The following is a 25,661-nucleotide window of genomic DNA, read 5'->3' on the forward strand; positions in this document are numbered from 1 at the left end:
ATGAACAAGCTGTTTAAACAGATCGCCGGTGTGGCCTTTGCGACAACGCTTGGCTTTGGCTTTGCGCAACAGGCAAAGGCGGTCGAGGTACAGGAAGTGATTTCAGACGGCGGCATTCGCGCCTGGCTGATCGAAGATCACATGAACCCGCTGATGACCATGGATATCGCCTTTACCGGCGCGGGGGCGGCAACTGATCCCGATGGCAAGCTTGGTCTGGCCAACATGGTATCGGGCCTGATTGACGAAGGTGCAGGTGCCATGGACAGCCAGACCTTCCGCAGTGAAATGGAAAACCGGTCCATCGGTCTTTCCTTTGATGCCGGGCGCGATGATTTTGCCGGATCACTGACCACGCTAACGCGTGAACGCGAAACAGCGATTGATCTGCTGCGTCTGGCGCTGTCCGAACCTCGCTTTGATGACGAGGCGGTTGAACGTATCCGCGCACAGGTTGTTTCGGGCCTCAAACGGGCCGAAACCGATCCGCGCGATATCGCCAGCCGCACGTTCTTTGCCTCGATCTTTGGCGATCATCCCTATGGTCGGCCGGTCTCGGGCACGCTTGAAACCGTGGCCGGTTTGAACGCCAATGATTTTCGTGGCTTCGTGCGCCGCGCCTTTGCCAAGGACAACCTGATTGTGGGCGTCGCCGGTGACATCACCGCCGAAGAACTTGGTCCGCTGCTCGACGAGGCCTTTGGCGCCCTGCCAGACAAAAGCGACCTGCCAAAGATCGCCGATGTCACGCCGACCTATGGCGATATCGACGTGATCGAACAGGACATCCCGCAAAGTCAGGCGATCTGGGGCCAGAAAGGCATCGAGCGCCAGGATCCGGATTTCTATGCCGCCTATGTGATGAATTACATCCTTGGCGGTGGCGGTTTCTCATCGCGCCTGACAGAGGAAGTTCGTGAAAAGCGTGGATTGGCTTATGGTGTTTATAGCTACCTCGCCAATCTTGATCATGCCGACATGATGATGGGCGGGGTTGCCACGCGCAATGACGCGATTGGGCAAAGCCTGTCGCTGATCAGCACGGAATGGACCAAGATGAAGCAGGACGGCATTACCCAGGAAGAACTTGATAATACCAAGGCCTACCTCACCGGGGCCTTCCCGCTGCGCTTCACCAGCCTTGGCAATCTGTCGGGCATGCTGGTCGGCATGCAAAAGGAAGACCTTGGTATGGACTTCCTCGATCGTCGCAATGACATGGTCAATGCCGTTACCCTTGATGACGTCAACCGGGTGGCAGCAAGTCTGATGGACCCGGCCAATGTTACAGTCACCGTGGTCGGCAAGCCGGAAGGTGATCTGGCCTTCTGATCGCAGACGAGCCATTGGGCCTTAAAAGTTACAAAGCGCGGTGAAAGGGATTTCGCCGCGCTTTGTGCTTTGGTAGGTTCATCCCAACCAAGACAAACATCACGAGCACCGCCTTCATGACCCTGCGCGTCCTGCCACAGAACCTGATCAACCAGATTGCCGCCGGTGAGGTGGTCGAACGTCCTGCGGCTGCGCTTAAGGAACTGGTTGAAAACGCTTTGGATGCCGGGGCGACCAAGGTGGATGTCAATCTGCGCGATGGTGGTCGGACGTTGTTATCCGTTACCGATGACGGCAAGGGCATGACGCCGGACGAACTGGCACTGGCCGTCGAACGCCACGCCACATCCAAACTGCCCGATGATGATCTTTTCAATATCGGTTTCATGGGCTTTCGCGGCGAGGCCTTGCCATCGATCGGATCAGTGTCGCGCATGCGCCTGACCAGCCGTGTGCGCGGCTCTGAAAATGCCTGGACGCTGGCGGTTGAAGGCGGGGCCAAGGGCGCACCGGAACCGGCTGCTCATCCCTATGGCACGCGGGTTGAGGTACGTGATCTTTTCTATGCCACGCCAGCACGCCTGAAGTTCCTTAAAACCGCGCGGACCGAACAAATGTATGCGCGCGAGATCATGGATCGCCTGGCGATGGCGCGCCCGGATGTCGGCTTTACACTCAGTGGTGATAACAACAAAACCATCCTGAATTACCCGGCCTGCGAGGGTGATCTGTTTGATGCCCGTCTGAAACGGCTGGGCGCGGTTATGGGGCGCGAATTTCAGGATAACGCCCTTCAGATCGAGGCCGAGCGTGAAGGCATCCGTCTAACCGGTTATGCCGGGGTGCCGACATTGAACCGTGGTAATGCCCAGATGCAGTTCATGTTTGTCAATGGCCGCCCGGTCAAGGACCGGCTGCTGCAGGGCGCAGTGCGCGGCGCCTATCAGGATTTCCTCGCACGTGATCGCCATCCGTTGCTAGCACTTTTCTTTGAACTTTCCCCGCGCGATGTCGACGTCAACGTCCATCCCGGCAAGACGGAGGTCCGGTTCCGTGATCCGGGCATGGTGCGTGGCTTGATTGTCGGCGCACTTAAACATGCGCTGGCCGGGGCGGGGCATCGTGCCTCGACTACGGTGGCCGATATGGCCTTGGGGGCCGTGCGCCGCGAAGGTGAGGGACCCTCACTTCCTTATGGCGGTGGCGCACGAAGCGGCGGTGGCAGCGGATTTAACATCGGACATTATCAGCCAAACGTGCCGGGCCACGCCGCGATTGAACGCAATTACGCCGCCCAGGCACCGATGGAAAATCAAGGAAACTATGGCGGCCTGTTTGATCGCGGGCGCGAGTTTGGCGGATCGGGTGGTAGCGCTAACATCGCGGGCGGCGAGGGCGGCTTTGCGGCTGCCGCGGCAGCAGCCCTGTCGGGTGGCTATGACGCCGCCGCACCGTCCGCGCGCATTGATAACATCGCCGATGAAGGTAAGTTTGTTGATCATCCGCTGGGGGCTGCGCGCGGGCAGGTCCATGCCAATTACATCATTGCCCAGACCCGCGATGGTCTGGTGATTGTCGATCAGCACGCCGCACACGAACGCATTGTCTATGAACGCATGAAGGCTGATCTGGCCGAAAGTGGCGTGAAGAGACAAGGGCTGTTGCTGCCCGAAGTCGTCGAACTCGACGAAGCGTCCGCTGATCGGATCGCCGATCGCGCCGATGAGTTTGCTGAACTGGGTCTGGTGATCGAGCCATTTGGCCCGGGCGCAATTGTTGTCCGCGAAGTGCCGGCCATGCTGGGCAAGGTTGATGTCAGTGCGCTGGTGCGCGACATGGCCGATGAAATTGCCGAACTAGGGCAGGGCATGGCGCTAAAAGACAGGCTGATGTATGTCTGTGCTACCATGGCGTGCCATGGTTCTGTACGGTCCGGGCGCAAGCTTAATGCCGATGAAATGAACGCCCTTCTGCGCCAGATGGAAGCCACCCCGCATTCAGGGCAATGCAACCATGGCCGCCCGACCTATGTTGAGCTTAAGCTTAACGACATCGAAAAGATGTTTGGCCGCAGGTAGGAAAACAGATGGCGGCGATCACGCTTCATATCGCGACCCTTGACGATGCCCCGGCCATCCGTGCCTTGTTTGCGCGGTCTTATGCGACTTTTTTGGCCGATGACTATGCGCCGGAAATGCTTGAACGCGCCATGCCGTTTCTCACCTTTGCAAAGCCCGAGCTATTAAGTTCGGGCACCTATTATATCGCCAGGACAGAGGCCGGTGACGTTGTCGGCGCAGGTGGCTGGACAGCGGTTCGGCCCGGAAGCCAGGAAGGTGATGTCCAACCGGGGCTGGCCCACGTCCGGCATTTCGCCGTCGATCCTGATCACGCGCGCAAGGGCATTGCCAGCATGCTATTTGATCGCTGCGTGCGTGATGCCAAGGCATCTGAAAATGTCACGCGCTTTGAATGTTATTCAACCCTGACCGCCAGACGGTTTTATGAGTCACGTGGCTTTCGGGTGATCGGTAATTTCGAAGCACCTTTTGCGCCGGACTTCCGTTTTCCCAGTCTGCATATGGTCTGTGATCTCGACTAATCACGGAGTTTCAGGTCGTGGGGCAGGCGGGTATTGGCGTTGACGCGTGCCCGTTGGATTTGCTCGGCAAACAGCCCGCGCGTGCCACTCAGATCCGCATCGCGGAAATCCGTTCCGGCCAGATTGGTACCGCTCAGATCACAATTGACCATCTTGAGGCCCCGGAAATTGGCATTGGACAAGTCTGATCCCAAAAATACCGTGTTGCGCATCATCGCCTTGCTAAACCGTGCGCCTGAAAGGCGGCTTGCCGCCAAGTTGGCGTTATCCAGATTGCTTTCACCAAAGTCCGCGGCAACCAGGTTGCACCGGCGCAGTACCGCATCCTTGCAATTGGCACGATGGAAACTGGCAAACGGCAATCCACACCGGCTGAGGTCAATTCCTTCCAACTCGGCCTCGCGCAGATCGGCATGTTCGATGGACATCACCGACCCCTCGCGCCCGCCGGTATCAACCCAAAGCTTGTGGCTGATCAACGCCGCATGCAGGTCAATCTCGACGAGTTCCTCGTCTTCTGTCGTGGTGTCATCCTCGGCCTCAATCGGTTCATCAGCGGCATCAGATAGCTTTGGTTCGTCACTGGCAACGGCGGCAGGCAGGACCTCTTTGGCAGATTGAAGGGCCTCTATGTTCTGTGCACGCGTGCGTTTGTCACGCGCACTCGGAACACCAACAAGCTCGCCATCACCAAATGTCTGACCGGCACCGTTCAGGCGTGGTCGGCTATCGGCGATGTCGAGATTTGTCGTCATACCAATGGCAGGCGACGGTTTGGCGGGTTTTGTTTGCGTTTTCGGCCCGGCACCGTCGTTTTCCGGTGTTTCGGAAGTCGCGGTGCTTTCAGGGGCTGTTGCCGTCGGATTTTTTGGCTTTGCGCTCGCGCTGGTGGCATTCGAAGCCGCCATTTTCGCAAGGTCCTGTGGCCGTGCCGGGCCGAAATAGTTTTCCTCCAGCACGAACCGGCGTGGTTTTTTCAGGACCGTCTCAATGATCTTGGTCAGGCGTTCTGGATCAATCGGTTGGCGAAAAACGCCTTCGATCCCGGCGTCGACCGCATCGCGCATACCGCGGCGATCCAGTTTCGGCGCGCCAAGCAGGATCGGGACGATACTGCCATGGGGATTTCCTCTCGTGGCGGCGTCACGAATGGCGCGAATGGTCGAAATACCGCGGATGCCATCAAGATAAAGACCGATCAGAACCAGATCCGGTTTAAGCTCGGCAATCAGTTCGAGCGTGCGTTCGCGGTCGTCACACTCAACGAATTTGCCAAAGCCAAAATGCTCAACGGCTGCCCGCGCGGCACTGATGTTCCGTTCGCTGTAATCCGCATACAGGATTGTCTTTTTCTTGTTGGCATGGCTCGCCATGATGGGCGGTGTTCCCTTTGCTCACGCGTTTTTTGGATCGGGTCCCGTTGGCAGACTTCTGTCAGGGGCTGTCTGACGGAATGCTGAAAGTACGCCGTGATTCAGAGTGTGGATTTCTGCTGGCATCACCGGTTCCCGGATTTGCACCATCATCAAAGTCTTCTCCACCGTTTGACGGGGCTCTGAATTCGCTGCCTTCTGATGCGCCGTTGGCGTCGGCGTCAAAATTGGTCTCGACCATTTCAATGGTTATTTCAACCCGACGGTTGGTCGCCCGCCCCTCGGGGGTATCGTTGGTCGCCAATGGTCGACTGTCGCCATATCCCTGAATGACCATGCGGCTCGGGTCTGTGCCGTTCTGATCGATCAGAAAATGCAGAACCGACGTCGCACGTGCCGCCGACAGGTCCCAGTTCGATATATAGGGAGACGACGCCGAAACAGGAACGTTATCGGTGTGACCGGCGACAAAAATTTCGCCTGCGGTCTGGTTGATCACCGGTGCGACGCGATTGAGGATGGCGGCAAATTCATCTGTCATGCCGGACGAGCCGGACGGAAAGGCCAGTTCGTTGGGAAAGCGCATGACAACCTCGCCGTCGATACGCTCCAGCCCGACCTGATCCTGAAGGCCCATATTATCAAGAACCTTGCCAAGCGTTTCTTCAAGCGCCTCGGCCTTTTCTTCCTTGCTGTCGGTTTCGTTGCTTTCAACTTCCGGGGTCTCGGCCCGCGGAATTTCCGACACCACGCGCGGGGTATCGGGTGTTGGCGCCTTAAGCGATTTGCCAACGATTGAGCCATCAAGCTCGATCACGCCAGCAAGTTGATCTTGTTGGGAAAAACCAAAGGCCGCCTTGACCGAACCGGCAATCTGTTTGTAGCGGATGACGTCCATCTCGGCGAAAGTCAGCAACAGCACAAACAGGACAAGCAGCAACGACATCAGATCGGCGAATGTCGCCATCCAAGCCGGTGCGCCTGCTGCTGGTTTCTTTGCCATCGCCTATGCCCAGTCTGCTGCCTGAATGCGCGCTGCCATCATGATCATGCACCACCATCTTCAGGATCGGCCGGAATGCCACCCGGAAGATAGGGACCGAGGATTTCCTTCATCACCATCGGGCTCTGGCTGGCCTGGATCTGCACCACGGATTCAATGATCAGCTGTTTGGTGTTTTTCAAACGATCAACCTTAAGCGCCAGTTTGTCGGCAACCGGAAGCGCGATTAGGTTGGCGAGAACAGCGCCATAGAAGGTGGTCAGCATCGCAATTGCCATGGCCGGGCCGATGGCATCCGGGTCTGAGAGGTTGGCCAGCATCTGCACAAGACCAACCAGTGTCCCGATCATGCCGAATGCCGGTGCGGTGTCACCGATGCCACGGAACATCAGTTCTCCAAGCTCGTCATTCTGGATGGATTTTTCCACCTCGCTTGAAATCGAGCTGCGGATTACCTCGCCGCTATGACCATCCACGCACATGCGGATACCGCGCGCCATGATTTCATTTTCGACTTCAACGCTTTCAAGTCCCAAAAGGCCGTTCTTGCGCACGATCCCAGCAAGTTCGATCGCCTTTTCATAGATCGAAAGCGGGTCTTCCTTGGGGTTCTTGAACGCAATGCCGATGCCGATCTTGAGCGACTTGATAACATCACGCATCGGGAATTTGATCAGGGTGGCGGCGGCTGTTCCGCCAAACACCACCATGACGGATGGAAGGTCGACAAAGGAATCAAGGCTGCCACCCATCAAGATGGCGCCAAAAATAACGCCCATCCCGGCGATAATTCCAATAAGTGTCGCTATATCCATGTCGGTTTTAAAATCCGGCCTTAAAACAAGTTCGTCAAACGCATCGGTACCAAACGGGGGCAGGCGACACGTGGCGGGTCGTACACTAATCAGTGGTCTGACAGACACACAGATGAAATCCGTCTGCTTAAAAGGCTGCCAGATGGAAATGAAACGCGAACTACACTCCTGAAATTGGGACTGTGTTACTGGTTTTCCATATGCTTGCAGCAACTTCTTGCCGACAATGACCAAATGACGCCGATAATCATCGCCGTTCGGTGACGAAGTTACTGCCTTGGTTTAGAAAGGCATATACTTATGGCGTTAAATGTTTGTTGCCAGACTTTTGAACAGCACTCAACCCCGCCCTAAGAATAAGAAAATTCTATTCCTGTGGCGGGGCTCTTTGGTTTTACACCAAGGAAGCACCCACAAACAGAACCGGAATTCTGACATTTTCTGATGTTTGCAAGGGCTTAGCGGTAAAGCTTGTCGAAAAACTTGGCTCAAACTAGCCCAGTTCGAACGACGAAATCCCGAAAATCATATCAAGATCAAGCTTCGGGGCTGTTCCCTTGTACATACGTGCGGTTTCAAACTCCGGCACCATGCCATGCGCCGTGGCCAGATCAACTGCTGCCTGATTGGGTTCGGGCACATCAAGATAAACCTTGCCCTCCTGATCATCCCGGCTTTGCAAAAGGGCACAAAACAGGGTTTTTGCATCCTTGGCATTGGGGGAAAATAGCGGGCCGATCTTGTGTCCTTCAAGGCACGGGCGGATCACGCCATATGCGCGAACACCCATCGGCCCCTTAAGGGCAAGGGCTTTGTGTTTGTCATGGCCAATCCAGCCACGCAGGAACTCAATCCGGCTCTCGGCGAACAGGTTACAGGTCTGCTCGAACGCATCGACAATGGCAATGTCATCGACCGCAAGTGTGAACAGATCATCTGGTGTTTCGCCACTGGCCGTGACGACACCGCCAAAACGAATGTTGCGATGGGCAAACTCAAAACCCGATTTGCGATAATTGTCCTGCTGACCAACAACGCCATCAAGTCCGATGGTTTTGGGAACGCTGCCCTCAAGCACCGCCTGCCAAAGGCGATAGCCAAGACCCGACCCGCGACGATCCGGGCGGCAGATGTAAAATCCGACAAAGCCAAAGTCCGAGCTGTACTGGACTGCTGAAATCACTGCCGCCAGTCCCTGTTTGTCAAACGCGCCCCAGAACCCCTCCGGGTCGGTGTTGAAAAACACCTCTGCATCGGCAAGGCCGGGGTTCCAGCCCTCTTTGGCGGCCCATTCAACAGCAAGGGGAAACTCGAATGATTTCAGGCGGCGGATTTTGTCAGGCATCGCTTTGTTCAGACTTCCAATAAACAGATCAAGGTCGCGCTTGCCGCCACTGACAGGGCAAACGCATGTGCCAAACATCTATCACGCACCGCTAAAATCAATGATAATTTTTATTGAGAATGCCTATCATTGTTATTATTACAGACAAACACATCTTGTCCGCCCCCTTTATCCGAGAGCCCCATGTCCACATCGTTTCTGACGGCCAAAACGCGCATCGCACTTCCAGACAGTGCCGCCCTGATCAAACAGGCCGCCGCGTTCTATCGCGAACATGATTGCGACGTCATAGGGGATGGGGATCAAACGCGGATTTCGGTTTCCATTGGCCATATTCAGCTCAGCAGCACGGAAACCACACTTGAGGTCGAAGTCGGCGCGAAGACCGAGGTCGACGTCATCCAGATGAAGTCGGCGATCATTTCCATCCTGCAGGGGGCTGCACCCGATGCTGATCTTGACTGCCGCTGGACGGGGGCGGGCAAAAGCAACGGCAAACTGCCGAATTTCTGCGAGCTGACATTGGGCGAAATCACCGACCTTTCACCGCATATGCGACGATTGCGCCTTCATGCCTGCGATCTTGATGCCTATGACACGGGTAGCATCCATGTCCGGCTTCTGATCCCGCCGCGTGGGCAGAAAAATCCGCAATGGCCGACCCTTGCCGATAACGGCATGCCCGTCTGGCCAAGCGGTGAAAACATCATCGAACAACGCGTCTATACGATCCGTGCAATCGACGCCGAGGCCGGCTGGATCGATGTCGACTTTGTGATGCATGGCGATAATGGCCCCGGTTCGGCCTTTGCCATGCATGCAAGCCCCGGGGATGTCGTGGCGATGACCGGTCCGTTGGGATCCGCATTGCCCGAGGCCGACTGGGTTCTGTTGGCCGGCGATGAAACCGCCTTGCCGGCGATTGGGCGCTATCTGGCCGAAATGCCGGACCATGTAACCGGCCACGCGATTATTGAAGTCGCAAACAGATCAGACGTTATCGCGGTGCCCACCAACAGTCAGATACAAGTTCAATGGCTGTTTCGCGATGATCAACACCCTGTCGAACGCAGCCTGATTCAGGATGCTGTTCGATCCGTGGACATTCCTGATGCGCATGATCGCGTCTATTGCTGGGCCGGGGTGGAACAGGCGGACTACAAACCGATCCACAGTTACTGGCGCAAGGAATGTGGCCTTGATCGTGATCGCTGTGTTGCGATGACATTCTGGCGCAAGGCCGGGCGCTAAATCCCGGCTCACCGCGAATGTCTGTTGAAGGCAGCTGCGTGTTCGGAAACTGTCAGGCTTCGGCCTGCTGGCCAACGCGTTTGCGTTGCGGGCCAAACAGGCAGGTCAGAATAAGGATCACACCGGAAACCGTGGCGATCATGCCCGCGGCACTGACCGCATAGGGCGATCCGAACCAGCCCGGACCATACCCCGCCAAGACATAGCCCAGAATGGCCGAGATGGTCGCAAACACGACCGACCATCCGACTTGACGGGCCAACTGATTGGTCATCAGGCGCGCACTTGCAGGCGGGCAGACAAACATCGCAATCACGATAATCGACCCGACCGCATCAAAGGCCGCGACGGCGGCAACGGCTGTTGCCACGACCAGCGCAAAGCCAAGGACGCGGGTACGAATACCAATCGCCCCGGCAAAGGCGGCATCAAAGGTCGAGATTTTCAATTCTTTCCAGAACAGGAAAATGCACAGCCCGATGCCGACCAGAACAACCGCCAGACGCGGCAATTGCGGTGGCAGGGTCGCAAGGGCTGCCGGATCCAAAAGCGATCCCCAGCCTTCGGCATCAAACCAGATCAGACTTTCAAGATTGCCCAGCAACGCGTGCTGCACATCAATATGCACAGAACTGGTATCGGTAATTTCAAGGAACAAAACACCGGCGGCAAACAGGGTTGTGAAAACCAGCCCCATAGCGGCCCCCGGTTCAACCCGCCCGAGGCGTTTGACGATTTCGATCATGACCACGGCGATGATTGCGGCCGCCCCTGCACCCAGCATCATCGGAACGGCGGTGATGGTGCCGGTCACCAGAAAGGCCACAACAATACCGGGCAGGACAACGTGACTGATCGCATCCCCAATCAGGGCCTGCCTGCGCAGCAACAGGAAATTACCCGGAAGCGCGCATGCGATGGCGGCCAGCGTGCCAATCACAATTGGCGTCAGGCTCAGCTGGACAAACTCCGCGCCAAGGGCTGTGATCAGGTTATCGATCATGCCTTTGCTCCCTGTGTGGTTTGTGCGTTCTGGATCATGCGATCAATCTCGGCGATTTGGTCGGGCGTCATCATCCGTTCAATCGGGGTCAGCCCGTCATAACGTTCAATAGTGGAATCATCGGGCAGCATCCGGCGCGCCATCGCCCAGCGGGCTTCGTCATGGGCGGCCTTTTCGGCGGCAATGCGGCCGCGTGCGGTGGCAACCCCGTCTGCGCGGATCATCCCGGCGCGGCGCAGGATGCGTATGGTCAGCCCGTCATAAATCGGTTCACGGCGCGCAAGCGACAGCAAGCCTTGCCGGCGATGCACGCGGAGCTGAAACCGTTGATGCCGCAGGGCGGACGCCAGCCCGCCACGCAACGGCGAAAACAGGGCAGAGATCATAAAGAACCCAAAGGCCACCAGAACAATGATCGGACCAGTCGGAAGTGCTGCGTGCGCGGCCGATAATACCGCCCCGACATAACCCGAAAGACCGCCAATGACGGCGGCAATGCCGATCATCTTGCCGACCTGATTGGTCCAGAACCGCGCCGCCACCGGCGGAATGATCAAAAGGGCCACAATCAGGATAAGGCCGACGATCTTAAGTCCGATCACCGTGACAATCAGGGCAAGCCCCATCATGGCCAAATCGATATTGCGGACATTAACGCCAGTGGTCGCGGCATATTCCGGATCAAATGCCACCAGCGTCATCGGACGCCGAAGCAGGAAAACAAAGCCTGCCGCCATGGCCCCCGCAACGGCGATGGTGGTGGCTTCTGAAATCAACATGCCAGCGGTGGAGCCCAGCAGGAAGTTTTCAAGCCCGGCCTGACGGCCTGATGACATGGTCTGGATGACGGTCAAAAGAACGATGCCAAATCCGAAAAATACCGAAAGAACCGCACCAATGGCGGCATCCTCTGTCAGGCGGGTTTTGCGTGTGATCCATTCGACCATCAAAAGCCCGATGGCCGATGAAATCGCCGATCCCAGAATAAGCCCCGGCAACCAGCGCCCGTCACTGCCAAACGCCACCATAATGATGAATGCAAGCCCGACACCGGGCAGGGTGGCGTGGCTGATCGCATCGGAAACCAAGGCCCGTTTGCGCAGGAAAATAAACGCCCCGGCACTGCCGGCCGACAGGCCGAGCAAGCCCGCACCGATTGCAACAAGCGCGCTGTTATAGCCAGCCTGCAGGAAAAGGGCGCTTATGAAATAATCACCAAATCCCATGTGCGTTACGCCAGATGCAATTCATCGATATGGGTGGCGGCAAGTCGACCACCATAAGTTTCCTGAAGGTTCTCGGCTGTGAATGTCGTATCCACCGGGCCTTCGGCAATGCGCCGGACATTGATCAGAAGAACCCGGTCAAAATACTCGGCGACGGTCGAAAGATCATGATGCACGCAGACGACTGTGCGGCCCTCGGATTTAAGTTCCTTAAGCACAGAAACAATCGCGCGTTCAGTCGCAGCATCCACCCCGGCAAACGGCTCATCAAGCAAATAGAACTCGGCATTTTGGGCCAAGGCACGCGCCAGAAAGACACGTTGCTGCTGGCCGCCGGAAAGTTGGCCGATCTGACGATCTGCGAAATCGGCCATGCCAACGCGTTTCAGGCACTCCATCGCCTGTTCCCGATGGCGCGCGCGCCACAGGCGAAACAGCCCGACCGATCCATAAAGCCCCATCAGGACGACATCGATCACACGCGCCGGGAAATCCCAATCCACACTGGCGCGCTGCGGCACATAGGCGACGCGATCGCGGGCATCTTCAAACAGCTTGCCAAAAATGCGCACTTCGCCGGAAAGGCGCGGCACCACACCAAGTGCACCTTTCAGGAAAGTCGATTTGCCGGCACCATTCGGGCCGATGATTGCGGTCATGGAGCCCGCCGGGATCGAAGCATCAACGGAAAACACAGCCGGCTTATTGCCATAAGATACCGTAAGTCCGCGCACGGTCAGCGGCGCGTCCTTGGATGCGACGTCCAGTATCTTGCCTGATTCTGCAACCAGTTTGGCGCTGCTCATGGTGTGTATCCTGCTTCGTTTTGCTTCATGCCATCTGGATTAATATGTGAAGCGGTTATGATCCGGCCGCAAGCTTGCCCTGAAAACCGCCTTCGGGGGCATCGCCGCCAAGGGCACGGGTGATCAATGTCGCATTGTGATCGATCATGCCGATATAGGTGCCTTCATAGGTGCCGGGTTCACCCATCGCATCGGAATACAACGTACCACCAATCGTAACGTCCTGGCCACGGGCAGAAGCCCCTTCGATCAGGGCACGCACATTACGTTCCGGGACGGAGCTTTCGACAAAGACGGCTGATATCTTGCGCTCGACAATGGTGTCGACCAGTTCCTCGACCCGACGAAGGCCGGCTTCAGACTCTGTTGAGATGCCCTGAATGCCCAGCACATCGAAATCATAGCCACGTCCGAAATAGCTAAAGGCATCATGGGCAGTCAACAGCACGCGGCTTTGCTTTGGCACGGTGGCGGTGACGGATGTCATGTAGTCGACCAGTTTTTCGATCTCGGCCACATGGGCATCGGCATTGGCATTATAGGTGGCCTCACCATCGGGATCGGTTTTGATCAGGGCATCGCGCACGGCATAAACGACGGTTTCCCAGAGCTTCGGATCCATCCAGACATGCGGATCAAACCGGCCTTCATAGTCCGCATGGCTCAGAAGCTTTTCGCGCGCCACGGCTTCGCCGACAGCAACCACGTTGCGCCGCTTGCCAAGATCAAGGAAGAACTCTTCAAGCTGCGCCTCCAGATAAAGGCCATGCCATAAAACAAGATCGGCACGCGCCAGGGCGGCAATATCGCTTCGCGTCTGACGATAGGAATGCGGATCCACACCCGGCCCCATAAGCGCCGTCACCTCTGCCCGATCACCGGCGACCTGACGCGCGGCATCGGCAATCATTGATGTGGTCGCAACCACATTCAGCGGCTTCGCATGCGCAACGCCCGCGCCAACAAACAGCGCAAAGGCAAGTGCAACAAGATAACGAGCGATGGGTCGGGCAGTGGGGAAAAACGGCATCAGGGCATCCGAAAGCTAATTGGAATTACTCAGGTAAATGTCCCCTATTTATGTGCGGACTTTTAAAGTTAGTCAAGGCTAAATTGCTATTTGCCAACTTACTTGTTATGAAGGTTTCAGGAGTCTGGATTGGAGAGTTTAATGGGCGACGACACCCAGCTTAACCCGCGTCACAACAAGGCCGAAGTTTTTGCGCGCCTGCGCGATGCGCACGCCCGCGAAGTGACCGAAGACTACGTGGAAATGATCGGCGACCTGATTGCCGAAGAAGGAGAGGCGCGCTCAGTCGCCCTTGCCGAGCGCTTTGGCGTAACGGCAGCGACCGTGAATAACACCATCAAGCGCCTGGAACGCGACGGCTACGTCACCTCACGCCCCTACCGCTCGATCTTCCTGACAGAAAAAGGCGAAACCCTCGCCAAAAAATGTCGCGAACGCCACCAGATCGTTTATAACTTCCTCGTCTCGATTGGGGTCGATCCTGAGGTTGCCGAGTTTGATGCAGAGGGGATCGAGCATCATGTGAGTGAGGAGACTTTGAGGGTGTTTGCTGCAAAAAGTCTCCGCTAGGTAAATGTTTGCTGTGAAAAGGTAGGCAAAATTAGAGGTTTAAGCCGACCAATGATTATGCAATCCGGGAAAAGTGGCTTCCCGTGAATTGTTTTTGAATGGATTGGAGGTCGTTCCAAATAGCTTGGAATAATTTTAACCCAGTTGTAACCAAGGCTTGGTCAAAATGGCAAGCGTCTATACGGAAAGCATTTCATCAGCATTTGTCCGACAGTGTGATTGCAGTTGGTTTCCAGGCTGCATAAAGCTCCTTGGCACGGTGCTATATGCGCTTCAAAGCTTGTAGATTGACTGGCTCGTATCTAGCGAAAGCCGTCATTTAACAGTCCGTATAGACAGACTGGCAGGCTGTCTCCAAATTCAAGAAAATCGGTTAGCTTCGATGTTATCTATTACATTCGTAATAGTAACGCAGTGCACAAGGCATGAACCGATTGCATCCAATTAGGATGTTTGGTGCGATTGATCGACCAATTTCGTCCACTTATCCAACACAACTGAGGCAGAGAAGTATCTCTCAAACGCCGTCGATGCAGATTGTCTCATCGGCTCTTTCCAGGACATATCATCGGCAAGCTGCATCAATAATTGAGCGAGAGCTTCAGTATTTCCTATAGGGATAGAAAATCCATAGCCATCTGATTTCATGGTCCTAGCAAGCTCACTTTCTTCCTCAATCACAGCAATAATAGGGCAACCCTGTTCCAGATAGGCCATTGTTTTGCTCGGATAGGCATATTTGTAGATATCGGGAGTCAGCATCACCAATCCAATATCCGCGGTATTAATGGCAGCTTTAGCTACTTCGACTGGTTGATAATCGTAGAACCGCACATTTGAGTTGGTCTGTTTTTGTAGACTAATCAAATCAGCTTTAGCGCCCCCCTCACCCATCATAATGAGCTCAATGTCCTTGCGATGAGCGACAAGTCCCATGGCACCGATCAAAGTTTCCAGCCCTTGAAAACGGCCCATGTTGCCTGCATAAATCAGTGTTAGCCGATTATTGTATGAACTGTGATGCCATTCAGTCTTGCTTTGATTACTATGCCGGGTTGGCAAAGCGAAATTGTTCATAAGTTCAATTGCATACTCATTCCCCCTTGAGCGTGCTCGCAGCGTGTTGCGCATATCTTCTGAATGCACCAATACGGGTCTAGCTTGTCTACAACTCCAGTCATCAATTCGAAGCAGTATGCGATAGAGAACTGGGTTGGAAAAATCCCCAGATACTCGGCCAACTTCGGGATGAAGGTCCATGCAATAATAAATAAAGCGTGAACGGGTTAGTCTTGCTGCAAGCGATGCAAAAAAACCGCCTAAAACAGGGGGAATGCTCGTAGAGATAATGACATCATAACGCGTAAAGATCGCTTTAACCAGCAGGCTGAGACCAAGATACAAAGCGTTAATAATCCGCCAGACGGGACGACCGACTTCAGGTTGTAAGTTCAACCTGAAAACCCGTAATCCGTCACAACCGTCAGAGTTTGCGCCCTTATCACGACTAGGGTTGATAGTTCGGCTTGGTTTTCCCGTCAAAACATCGACTTGGTGCCCATCTTGATGCAATCGGCGCGCTATGGTGCTCATGATACTGGCGCATGGCACTTGGTCTGGGTAGTAGTAACGATGCACCACAAGAATACGCACGAATCAATACCTCTTCCACACCACCCGATTAACATAATCGGTATAGCTATGAATAATTCTTACCACTTTTTCGCTGACGTTCGGGGTTGCGTAATCTGCTACTAAACGCAAGGATCGACTATCGCCTCTTGATTGTGTTTGAAGAATTGACAGCCCCTGTTTTACCCGCTCCGGGTCCAGACCAACCATCATAACGGCTGCCTCTTCCATGCCTTCAGGGCGTTCATGCGCTTCGCGTATATTCAATGCTGGAAAATTCAGGATCGAAGACTCTTCCGTGATAGTTCCGCTGTCCGACAAAACAGCTTTGGCGTGCACTTGTAAGTGAACGTAATCATTAAAGCCCAGTGGTTTTAGCAATCGTACCTGTGGATGGAATGAAATTCTTGTGGCATCAATGCGCTTCTGAGTGCGCGGATGGGTTGAGACAATAACGGGTAAGTCGTAGTCTTCCGCAACCGCATTTAACACAGTCACCAGCTTGTCGAATTGCCGTTCCGAATCGATGTTTTCTTCACGATGAGCGCTGATAACAAAGTAACGCTCATTCTCAAGGTCCAGGCGCGTCAGAACATCGGAAGACTCGATCTTCGGTAGGTAGTGGTTTAGCACTTCATACATAGGGCTGCCGGTTTTGATCACTTGATCAGGGGGCAAACCCTCGCGCAGCAGGTATTCGCGGGCAATGCTGCTATAGGTGAGGTTGATGTCAGCAATGTGATCAACGATTCGCCGATTGATTTCCTCGGGTACGCGCTGATCGAAAGAGCGATTGCCTGCCTCCATATGGAAAATCGGAATCTTACGACGCTTTGCTGAAATCGCCGCGAGCGCACTGTTGGTATCGCCCAAAATCAGAACCGCTTCGGGTCTTTGAGCTTCCAATACACTATCGATCTTGGCAATCACTTGGCCAATTGTTTCAGCTGCAGTAGCACCCGCTGCCTCAAGAAAAATATCTGGCTTGCGAATCTCCAGCTGCTCAAAAAAAACTTGGTTCAACTCGTAGTCATAATTTTGGCCGGTATGGACAAGGCAATGATCACAGTGCTGATCCAACACCCCGATTGTGCGCGACAGGCGAATGATCTCAGGTCGCGTACCGACAATTGTCATCACCTTAAGCATTCAAGGCATCCTGAATAAAATCGAGCGTCAACAGCAGGGCCTTGATTTGCTCTACATTGAGTTGTTCTGTGTTGTGCGAGGTGTAATCTTCGCTCTTGGAAATTGATGCCTCACCCTCAACAAAATACTTGGCATAGTTCAAATCCCGATCATCGGACGGAATTCGGTAATAGCGATTCATGTCTTCGGCTCGCGCCATCTCTTCACGAGACAGCAGTGACTCATAAAGCTTCTCACCATGTCGAGTACCGATAATTTGAATTGCATTATTGGCAGAAAACAGCTCTTTCATCGCTTGTGCTAGATCACCAACCGTTGAAGCTGGCGCTTTTTGCACAAAAATATCGCCCTGCTTTGCATGTTCAAATGCATGCAACACAAGATCCACCGAATCTTCCAGTGACATCAAAAAACGCGTCATTTCTGGATCGGTCACAGTCAACGTTTTGCCTGCCTTGATCAAATCGACGAAAAGCGGAATTACAGACCCACGCGACGCCATCACATTCCCATAACGCGTCGCGCACAAAACCGTTTCGCCTTCGCTGCGCAACCGCGCCTTGGCAATCATCAGCTTTTCCATCATGGCCTTTGAAATACCCATTGCGTTAATGGGATAAACTGCCTTGTCCGTACTGAGTACAACGACCCGTTTTACACCGTTTGCAACAGCGGCATTGAGCACATTCTCTGCACCCAATACATTAGTTCTTACTGCCTCCATCGGATAAAACTCGCAAGAAGGAACTTGCTTGAGCGCGGCAGCATGAAAAACATAATCTACGCCATGCATGGCTTGATGAACACTGTCATAGTTACGCACATCACCGATATAGAACTTCGCTTTGCTGTCCTTCAGCGCAATGCGCATGTCTTCCTGCTTCTTCTCATCCCGGCTGAAAATGCGAATCTCACGCACACCACTGTTGAGAAACCGCCTGACGACCGTGCTGCCGAACGAACCGGTGCCACCGGTAATCATCAGAACCTTATCTTTGAGAAGTTCCATAAATACTTTTATCCAAAATCATGCATATCTTGAATCAATTCAGGCCAAGATTTTGGCGAATAGCCCGTAGCCCGACGAAAACGTGCGGAATCTAATGAACGATCGATGAGGAATGCATCATCAGGAACGATCTCGATCCGCTTGCCATAGATATCTTTCACGAGTGTCAGCAGATCATGCTTGCTTATTGGGTCCACCGAAAGGTGGTATAGCCCATGTAATACAGGATTTGGCAGTACATGTGTCTCAATAACCCGGGCGATTTCAACTGTCGGCAAACCAGAAAATATCGCCTTGGTGAAGCCCCGCACACTGCCTTCTTGAGAGAGAAACCAATTAATCAAACTACGTGCGCCATTCAACTCATGACCGATCAAGGAGGTTCGTAAAGTTATCGCATGCGGGTAGTTAACCTCTCCCATCAACTTGCTACGACCATATAAGTCAACGGCATCAGGTAGATCACTTTCAGTATACCCGCCACTCTTTCCAGAAAAGACGCAATCAGTGCTGATATGAATCAAACGACTCCCAGTTGCAGCGCACAGCCGTGCCAAACGATGAGGCAATAAACTGTTTAATGGGATGGATACAAGCTCATCATCTGCCTCTGCCAGTTGCTTTACAACACCGACGCAATTCACTACCACATCAGGGCGTGCGATCTCGAAAACACGCAATAAGTGATCCGTATTTTCTGCATCAATACCCGAAACCTGTCTGTAGGAGCCATTGTCGGCGATGTCTCGCAATGAACCTGTGCCGCGTACCGATCCAACTACATGATACAAGCCTTTCTGAGAGAAATAGCGCAACAAAGTGTTCCCAAGCATCCCACTTGCACCAAAAATCAATATTTTAGTTTTCATAATTGATCACTTGGCAATAATGCCTCTTTCTCATCTAAGCTAGGGTAGTTTATAAGTACAGCCTTGTATTTTCCCTTAAATACAAACAAGCTACCGGCGGCAGCTCCAATAACGGGATAGCGTTGCACAAGATCTTTAATGTCGTTAATAGACCCTGCTCCACCAAGAACAGTTACTGGTAATTTTACGGCCTTCTTTATTCGATCAATTAAGTTAAAATCATAACCTTTCATTTCACCATCGCAATCGACAGAGTTGAGAAATATCTCTCCAACACCCAAATTTTCTAATCTTTGGGCATAGGCTGCAGGCTCAAAACCGGTTCGCTTTCTGCCATTCCTTATTACCACTTCATACCGGCGCAGAAGTCCTGTCGCTTTTACATCAACAACCCCAACAATACTTTGACTTCCAACGCGTGCTGCAGCTTGAACAATCAAATCCGGATTTTCTATCGCGGCCGAACCAATTGCTATTTTTTCCACTCCTAAAGTGACAAGTCGCTCTACCTGATCGACTGTTTTAACTCCTCCACCGTAGCAAAGCGGCATCCGGCATTCTGCCGCTAGGTCGGAAATCATTTTTTCGTTAGGTTCTTTGCCGGTCACAGTGGCGTCTATATCGATCACCATCAACTCGTCTACTTGCTTTTCGTTAAAGATTCGAACCGCGTTGAGTGGATCTCCAACATATTTTGACTCGCCAAATCGCACGGTCTTGACTAGGCCTCCTTTTCTTATGAGGAGGCAAGGGATGATTCGTGGCCTTAACATTGCGAAATCTCCGCGAAATTGCGCAACAAATCGATTCCCCACTTATGGCTTTTCTCTGGATGAAATTGCGTACCGAATATATTGTCTTTGGTTACTGCAGAAACGAAATCTTCACCGTAAAAAGTCCGCGACAAGATATTTTCCTCGCGGGCAGGCCGAATACAGTAAGAGTGTAAAAAGTAGTAACGCGGAGAGGTAATGTCTTTAAAGATCGTCTCTTGCTCAACAGGTGAAACATCATTCCACCCCATGTGGGGTAGTGGGTTGGAAACATTCTTGGGGACGTTGAAGCGTACAACTTCTGCATCCAGCCACCCCAGCCCGGCAAGATCTCCTTCTGCACTTTTAGATGCCATCATCTGCATTCCAACACAAACCCCTAGAACAGGCACCGACCTGTTCAGTACAAGTTCATCCAGGACATCACGAAGGCCCGAATCATTTAATCTGTTCATAGCCCAATCAAAGGCACCAACTCCCGGCAATATGAGTTTCTGTGCACTCTTCAGCTGTTCTACAGTTGCTGCAACTTCAACTGGGATATTTAATCGCTGGTAAATATGGTAGAATGCACGGATGTTGCCTAGGCCGTAATCGACAATCGACACCTTGTACATCTTTAGAATGCTCCACCACGCCGGGTCCCGGCCACCCGCGACAAAACCTTCTCCCCCCATTCGAATATGCGCTGCTGATTTTTATAATCCCAATAAAATTTCAAAGGCAACTCGTGATATTCCTTAAATTCATCCGAGCTGATTCCCAGCTTTGTTGCGAGGTATTCAAAATCCTGGTTGATAAGCTCGGGATCGTATGGAGGCTGCTCTAGTTCGCTCAGGGCTTCTTCCCGGGATTTCTGTCCCGTCAGAATCAGACTCGAAAGATCGACCCGGCGCATATCAAAACCAAACCGGCTGGGTAACCAGTACCCCTCGAAAAATCGCGTAAAACGTGACTCGAAATGTTTCTGAGGATAAGGTTTCCAAGCGTAATGCTCCGTCATTTTTTCCATGGCCTCTTGTTTTATGTAGGGCATGAAATTAAGAGGTTTGAAGACCTTTATCTTTCTTATGTAAGGGAGGTATACCTTGTGATAGTAAACAGAGCTGAAGGGAAACGTCTTCATCGGCATTGTGCCAAACCTTGACAAGATGTCGCGTATTTGAGCCATGTCCGTACCCCAGTAAATATACTTCAAGGGCCTAGGGACACATTCTGTCGAAATGTTACCACCGTTCAAAATATACTTGATTCCATGCTTGCTCGCGAACTTGTAAAGAACGCCTATGAAGGCCATGTCCTGTGGAATATCAAGGTGCGGCACCCCGCTTTTGAACATCGCCAGCTGAAAATCTCTCATCTCCTGCCAGTCTATGACCTCTGTGAAAAGGTCGACGCCTAGCTTGTCTACCAGTTGATTAATGTTGTTCACTGCCAACTCGGAATTCCATCCACCATCGACATGAAATACTAATGGTCTCAAACCAAATTCGGTGACCATGACGTGCAGCATGTATGAACTGTCGGCGCCGCCACTTAGCCCCATGATGCAATCAAAATCACGCCCTTTGCCGGATTGCTTGATTTGTTCCACCATTCGCTCCAAATGTTCTCGTCCCTCCGGACCCGTATGCCATTTGGGTTTAACGTTTTCATGAAAATCCGTTACTAGGCTGCTAACGCCCCGCTCATCGAAGGTAAGCCCCGGATAACTGGAATCCAGTACCGTTTCGGTACACATCTGGTAATTATCAGTCATATCAAACAATGTTCTTCTTTATTACTTGGTCAGCGGTTTGTGCGACAAACCGAAAAGTTTCTCTGGCGCAACGGTGCCAAGAGTAATTCTGGGCTAGCTCTCTACTGCGAGCAGCTACCCTTTCTCGTATGCGTTGATTTTGAATAAGCGCTGAAACAGCCGATGCGATCGACTCAGGGGCCTCTGGATCAAAATATACGCCGCCATCCTCAAGCACCTCCGGCATCGGGCCTCTGTCCGAGCAGGCTATGGGAACCCCTGCCGCCATGGCCTCTAGCAATGTGTTCGGCATATTTTCACAACTCGATGCAAATATGAACAAATCGGCCCCGGCTATGAACTCCGGCAACGCAGATTGAGGCACGAAATCATGTTGCTTGACGAACGTGTGTTCAGGGTCGGTTTCGCTGATCTGTTTTTCTAGACGGGCTTGGGCGGCCCCGTCTCCACCGCCGACAAGCTCAAGTTGCAAATTGAATCCCCTGGCGCGCAGGCGCCCGACCGCATCGATAACGTGCCATTGATGCTTGTAGGGAAGAGCGTTGGATACATACAAGCAACGAACGGGGCGTTCAGCCGCATCTGGCCAAGCCGCGCTGTGTCTGTTGTTAAAAAAATTGGCGCCAACGCCGTGCGGAATGTAAGCTACATTCCTGAGTTTGCCGCATGATTTCTGGATTACCTCCGCCGCATAATGTGTAAGAAACACCGCACCGTCAGCATGACGCAGCGCTGCATTCTGAACATAGCGAAGTGCAGTAATCCTTAATCGCTCTCGACCAAACCCGTAACGTTGAATCTCGCCGGGCTCGTACGAGAGCATATCACGACTCATTGTGATCGCAGGGCTGAATCTACAAACGGAACCCGCATCCACATTCAACAAGATCGAGCAAGAAAATTTCTGTACTTCTTCGGGCAAACGGAACCGTTCCCACCACATTTGCGTGACCAAGCCGGCATTCAATTCTTCCGCGCAGTGTTTAATTATCCAAGGAGCCGTGGGTAAGCGGTCGAGCAATCCCGAGTAACTCCAGACATGGATTTCTGAAATTCCGAACTCTTCGGGATGCAGGCAACCAAGTATACCGACGAGATGCGCAACAGCTCCTCCTGAGCGGGCTCGAGATGCATTTATCGCGATCTTTAAAGCCATCCTTTGCTATTTTTTTCCTCTTCCGACCAAGTGACCCCAGTGGAAAACCTCAATATCCTTGAGACCTTTTTCCTTAAACCATTTTGTAATCGTCCGTGCCGATTGTGGTTTATCGTAAGCCGGAGCAAGCATGTCAAATGTATCAAGCAATGCCCACTCTTCTAATTGCTTTTGTGACAAATCGTAAATGCCAGTGTAGTCCACCACCGGCACCAAACGCTTTAGAAAACGGCCTAAAAGGGGAATACGTCCAAGAGTTTGGCTCATTCGAAGCAAGGTTGGAATATTCCTTTCCAGCCACCCAAAAAGCAATTTCTGATCCAATCTTTTAGTAAATGGACGTAACAAATACTTTGGGTTCATGAGCGTTCGGAACCTGTTCCAATAGAAATCAGCGCATAGGTATCCGCCGTCTTCGACCATTGGAGGTAAAGCAAAGAAAGCTTTTTCAACATCAGGTGTGTGCTGGAGTACTCCTAGAGAATAAACATAACGGAAGCTCTCTCCAGAAAATGGCAATGCGTAGACGTCTCCCTGAACCACATGTAAATTAGGATAGTGGTTTAAGTTTGCGTAACAAGCATCGACTGCGCTAGAATAGTCTAGCGCAACCACGATGGCTCCGGCTTTTAGCGCAATTTCCGCGAATCTACCTGAACCTGCCCCAACATCTAGTACCCACTGTCCTTTAATCTCATCCGGAGTCCATCCGGTTGCATTCCAGAATCTATCTTCAGATATCGGTTGTCCGGAATAGCTATCAAGCTGTGTTTTGGCAAAATGATTCCATTGCATGCCAAAATTGTCAGCGTAATTTGACTTAGGGACGAACCTTGGTATGGAGCGATGCACGAGGTATCTATGTTTACCATCTTCTGAGACCAGCCAGCCATCATCAATATCTTTAGTCTCAGTTTTGGCATATCCGGTGTCGGACTCATAAATAAGCTTTTGGCCTGTTTTAGGGCACCTTAAACGGAACAATAGTTCAGATTTCATTATCAAAACCACGCTTAAAAATTATGTAAATCATCAAAATACTTAGCGACAAAAGCCTTATAGCTTGCCACGTTCAATTCAAGCATTACAATTTCATATTGTAATGCTGACGCCAAAGCTCAAATTGGGTCAATGCAAACAGACGTTCACCATTATTGAAGCCTCTATCAAGTCCCTTGAACAATTTTATTATTGTTGAGCGGTCAAATACACAATTACTACCAGTCAAAGTTTCCCAAAATAAGTCTCGGAAGGGCCCAGATTTTAGCCATCTTGCCAGCGGAATTGAAAACCCTTGCTTGCGCTGTTTATGGAACTGGGGCGGAAGTATCCGGTCAGCCAATAGCTTCAGCAGAATCTTCTTATCACTTTCAATAGCCTTCAGATTTGACGGAACCTTGGCAAAGGCAAACTCGACTAACTTGCGATCCAAAAAAGGGGCTCTAACCTCCAACGAATTAAGCATGCTTGCTCGATCGACTTTAACCAAAATATCTTCAGCCAGATAATTCCGGAAGTCCATTCGTGTCGCGCGCTGCAATAAATCCGATGTTGGCGGTGTGCGCTGCCTATATATCTCATCTGCAACAGTAGTATATGAGGTATATCCACTCATTAGCTTGCGCCGAGTGGAATTATCAAAAAGTCCGTCAATGTGAGTTGAAAGGTCTCGTTTCAGGTCCACCTCGAATGCCTGAATGTAATTTTTTCCCCGGAAACCCGTTGGAAGAATCGCTCCTGCAGACCGGCTAAGCAATTGCCTTATTGAGGTCGGAAACATGCTGCTTCGCTTTTCCATCCATAACAAACGGCTATACTGTGGATATCCACCAAATAGTTCATCCCCTCCGTCCCCGCCAAGGGCAACAGTGCAATGTTGTCTAACTAGATTGGTTACAAGCCATGTTGGAATCATTGATGAATCCGCCATAGGTTCATCAAATTGGCATGCTAGGCGGGGTATTAGGTCGGCTGTAGTGGCTTCCGCGGTCAGTTCCAGATGAGTGGTACCGAAATGGTCTGCGATTAATCTCGCATGCGCCGTTTCATCCAAATCACCATAGCCGGGAAAGCCGACACTAAAGGTCTGTATTTTATCAGAATGTCTTACCGCCATAGCCGTTACTAGGCTGGAGTCGAGTCCGCCGCTCAAGAGAACCCCGACCGGCACATCAGCACACATCTGGCGACTTACCGATTCCTCTAATAAACTTTCCAACTCATCAAGTAATTCATCCTTATTGCAAGCCGCCCTTTCGGTGCGCGAACTCATTTCAGGAATTGACCAGTATTCCCAAGTCTTTACCAAACCATCAGATAGACGAAACGTCATGGCGTGGGATGGGGGTAGTTTTTTGTATCCATTCAGAATGCAGTGCTCACCAGGCACATAGCCCATGGTCAGATAACAATCAAGGGCCGTAAAATCGACTTGGCGCGGATTATCCGGATTTTCAAGCAATCCTTTTAGTTCAGAAGAAAATTCTAGAACCCCTTCGTTCAAGCGATAATACATGGGCTTCTCGCCGGCTCGATCCCTCGCGAGAAAAATTTTCTTCTCCTTGTCATCATAAATCGCAAAAGAAAACATGCCTTCGATATGAGAAAGACAATTTTCTCCCCAGGCTGCGTATGCGTTTAATAAAACCTCAGTATCACTATGAGATTGAAAAACAAAGTTTTTAGCTATTAAGTTTGAGCGCAGTTCCGAGTAATTGTAGATTTCTCCATTAAAAACGACTGTTATTCGCTTCCCGTCATCAACCATGGGCTGGTGCCCTTTTTCAGACAGGTCAATAATGGCGAGCCTTCGGTGACCAAGCCCGACGCGAAAATCCTTGGACCACCATTCACCAGCATCATCTGGGCCCCGATGCGACATAGCATCCCGACCCTTAGTCAGCCAATCCCTGTTCTCGACTCTGGTGCGTGAAGCAATACCGATCAATCCGCACATGG

At 52.3% G+C, this 25,661-nt stretch carries 23 protein-coding genes; 5 read left to right on the forward strand and 18 right to left on the reverse strand.

What is annotated here, in order from left to right:
* From DY252_RS04820 to DY252_RS04830, 3 genes are all read left to right on the forward strand, one after another.
* Positions 1-1,332, forward strand: a complete 1,332-nt coding sequence (locus DY252_RS04820; RefSeq protein ID WP_064787430.1) for a M16 family metallopeptidase — start codon at positions 1-3, stop codon at positions 1,330-1,332.
* Positions 1,333-1,448: 116 nt separating this feature from the next.
* Entirely contained in the window at positions 1,449-3,410 is a 1,962-nt protein-coding gene (gene mutL, locus DY252_RS04825) for a DNA mismatch repair endonuclease MutL (protein ID WP_064787429.1), read from the forward strand.
* A gap of 8 nt (positions 3,411-3,418) precedes the next feature.
* Positions 3,419-3,934: a GNAT family N-acetyltransferase gene (locus DY252_RS04830; RefSeq protein ID WP_064787428.1), complete on the forward strand. Its 516-nt coding sequence runs from the start codon at positions 3,419-3,421 to the stop codon at positions 3,932-3,934.
* On the opposite strand, the gene DY252_RS04835 is transcribed toward DY252_RS04830, so the two are convergent.
* From DY252_RS04835 to DY252_RS04850, 4 genes are all read right to left on the reverse strand, one after another.
* A complete protein-coding gene (locus DY252_RS04835) occupies positions 3,931-5,307 on the reverse strand; it encodes a pentapeptide repeat-containing protein (protein WP_064787427.1) in 1,377 nt (458 codons plus the stop codon). The two genes, DY252_RS04830 and DY252_RS04835, sit on opposite strands and share 4 nt — an antisense overlap.
* Positions 5,308-5,368: 61 nt before the next feature.
* Positions 5,369-6,310, reverse strand: a complete 942-nt coding sequence (locus DY252_RS04840) for an OmpA family protein (protein ID WP_082923336.1) — start codon at positions 6,308-6,310, stop codon at positions 5,369-5,371.
* Between the two features lie 44 nt (positions 6,311-6,354).
* Entirely contained in the window at positions 6,355-7,125 is a 771-nt protein-coding gene (locus DY252_RS04845) for a motility protein A (RefSeq protein ID WP_040822872.1), read from the reverse strand.
* A gap of 493 nt (positions 7,126-7,618) precedes the next feature.
* Positions 7,619-8,470, reverse strand: coding sequence for a GNAT family N-acetyltransferase (locus DY252_RS04850; RefSeq protein WP_064788229.1), 852 nt, complete (start codon positions 8,468-8,470; stop codon positions 7,619-7,621).
* Positions 8,471-8,653: 183 nt separating this feature from the next.
* Between DY252_RS04850 and DY252_RS04855 the strand changes: the two genes are divergently transcribed.
* Positions 8,654-9,721 carry a siderophore-interacting protein gene (locus DY252_RS04855; RefSeq protein ID WP_064787426.1) on the forward strand — a complete coding sequence of 356 codons (1,068 nt, stop codon included), beginning with the start codon at positions 8,654-8,656 and terminating at the stop codon, positions 9,719-9,721.
* A 52-nt stretch (positions 9,722-9,773) separates the two neighbouring features.
* On the opposite strand, the gene DY252_RS04860 is transcribed toward DY252_RS04855, so the two are convergent.
* Genes DY252_RS04860 through DY252_RS04875 form a run of 4 tightly spaced genes read right to left on the reverse strand, consistent with a single transcriptional unit; the run spans position 9,774 to position 13,786 of the window.
* The gene (locus DY252_RS04860) at positions 9,774-10,724 is read right to left on the reverse strand and encodes a metal ABC transporter permease (RefSeq protein ID WP_064787425.1); all 951 of its coding nucleotides are present in this window, start codon (positions 10,722-10,724) and stop codon (positions 9,774-9,776) included.
* Positions 10,721-11,950, reverse strand: a complete 1,230-nt coding sequence (locus tag DY252_RS04865) for a metal ABC transporter permease (RefSeq protein ID WP_064787424.1) — start codon at positions 11,948-11,950, stop codon at positions 10,721-10,723. Before DY252_RS04865 ends, DY252_RS04860 begins: the two co-directional genes overlap by 4 nt.
* Before the next feature lie 5 nt (positions 11,951-11,955).
* Positions 11,956-12,756, reverse strand: coding sequence for a metal ABC transporter ATP-binding protein (locus DY252_RS04870; RefSeq protein ID WP_064787423.1), 801 nt, complete (start codon positions 12,754-12,756; stop codon positions 11,956-11,958).
* Between the two features lie 55 nt (positions 12,757-12,811).
* Positions 12,812-13,786: a metal ABC transporter solute-binding protein, Zn/Mn family gene (locus tag DY252_RS04875; RefSeq protein ID WP_064787422.1), complete on the reverse strand. Its 975-nt coding sequence runs from the start codon at positions 13,784-13,786 to the stop codon at positions 12,812-12,814.
* A 141-nt stretch (positions 13,787-13,927) separates the two neighbouring features.
* Between DY252_RS04875 and mntR the strand changes: the two genes are divergently transcribed.
* Complete coding sequence (gene mntR / locus DY252_RS04880) at positions 13,928-14,356, forward strand: manganese-binding transcriptional regulator MntR (protein ID WP_064787421.1); 429 nt, start codon at positions 13,928-13,930, stop codon at positions 14,354-14,356.
* Between the two features lie 444 nt (positions 14,357-14,800).
* On the opposite strand, the gene DY252_RS04885 is transcribed toward mntR, so the two are convergent.
* The 10 genes from DY252_RS04885 to asnB all read right to left on the reverse strand — a co-directional run bounded on the left by DY252_RS04885 (position 14,801) and on the right by asnB (position 25,659).
* A complete protein-coding gene (locus DY252_RS04885) occupies positions 14,801-16,009 on the reverse strand; it encodes a glycosyltransferase family 4 protein (RefSeq protein WP_064787420.1) in 1,209 nt (402 codons plus the stop codon).
* A 3-nt stretch (positions 16,010-16,012) separates the two neighbouring features.
* Entirely contained in the window at positions 16,013-17,137 is a 1,125-nt protein-coding gene (gene wecB, locus DY252_RS04890) for a non-hydrolyzing UDP-N-acetylglucosamine 2-epimerase (RefSeq protein WP_064787419.1), read from the reverse strand.
* Positions 17,130-18,146, reverse strand: coding sequence for a polysaccharide biosynthesis protein (locus DY252_RS04895; protein ID WP_064787418.1), 1,017 nt, complete (start codon positions 18,144-18,146; stop codon positions 17,130-17,132). Before DY252_RS04895 ends, wecB begins: the two co-directional genes overlap by 8 nt.
* An 8-nt stretch (positions 18,147-18,154) precedes the next feature.
* Positions 18,155-19,015, reverse strand: a complete 861-nt coding sequence (locus DY252_RS04900) for a dTDP-4-dehydrorhamnose reductase family protein (protein ID WP_064787417.1) — start codon at positions 19,013-19,015, stop codon at positions 18,155-18,157.
* Positions 19,012-19,788, reverse strand: a complete 777-nt coding sequence (locus DY252_RS04905; RefSeq protein WP_064787416.1) for an AglZ/HisF2 family acetamidino modification protein — start codon at positions 19,786-19,788, stop codon at positions 19,012-19,014. The genes DY252_RS04900 and DY252_RS04905 overlap by 4 nt, the downstream gene beginning before the upstream one ends.
* Entirely contained in the window at positions 19,782-20,405 is a 624-nt protein-coding gene (hisH, locus tag DY252_RS04910; RefSeq protein ID WP_064787415.1) for an imidazole glycerol phosphate synthase subunit HisH, read from the reverse strand. Before hisH ends, DY252_RS04905 begins: the two co-directional genes overlap by 7 nt.
* A 2-nt stretch (positions 20,406-20,407) precedes the next feature.
* Positions 20,408-21,547 carry an N-acetyl sugar amidotransferase gene (locus DY252_RS04915; RefSeq protein ID WP_064787414.1) on the reverse strand — a complete coding sequence of 380 codons (1,140 nt, stop codon included), beginning with the start codon at positions 21,545-21,547 and terminating at the stop codon, positions 20,408-20,410.
* A gap of 1 nt (position 21,548) precedes the next feature.
* The gene (locus tag DY252_RS04920) at positions 21,549-22,703 is read right to left on the reverse strand and encodes a glycosyltransferase family 4 protein (protein WP_064787413.1); all 1,155 of its coding nucleotides are present in this window, start codon (positions 22,701-22,703) and stop codon (positions 21,549-21,551) included.
* Positions 22,704-22,709: 6 nt separating this feature from the next.
* Positions 22,710-23,702 carry a class I SAM-dependent methyltransferase gene (locus DY252_RS04925; protein WP_064787412.1) on the reverse strand — a complete coding sequence of 331 codons (993 nt, stop codon included), beginning with the start codon at positions 23,700-23,702 and terminating at the stop codon, positions 22,710-22,712.
* An 85-nt stretch (positions 23,703-23,787) separates the two neighbouring features.
* Positions 23,788-25,659 carry an asparagine synthase (glutamine-hydrolyzing) gene (gene asnB, locus DY252_RS04930; RefSeq protein ID WP_064787411.1) on the reverse strand — a complete coding sequence of 624 codons (1,872 nt, stop codon included), beginning with the start codon at positions 25,657-25,659 and terminating at the stop codon, positions 23,788-23,790.
* Positions 25,660-25,661 lie beyond the last annotated feature (2 nt).

It is taken from the genome of Thalassospira indica (assembly GCF_003403095.1).
Classification (GTDB): Bacteria; Pseudomonadota; Alphaproteobacteria; order Rhodospirillales; family Thalassospiraceae; genus Thalassospira; species Thalassospira indica.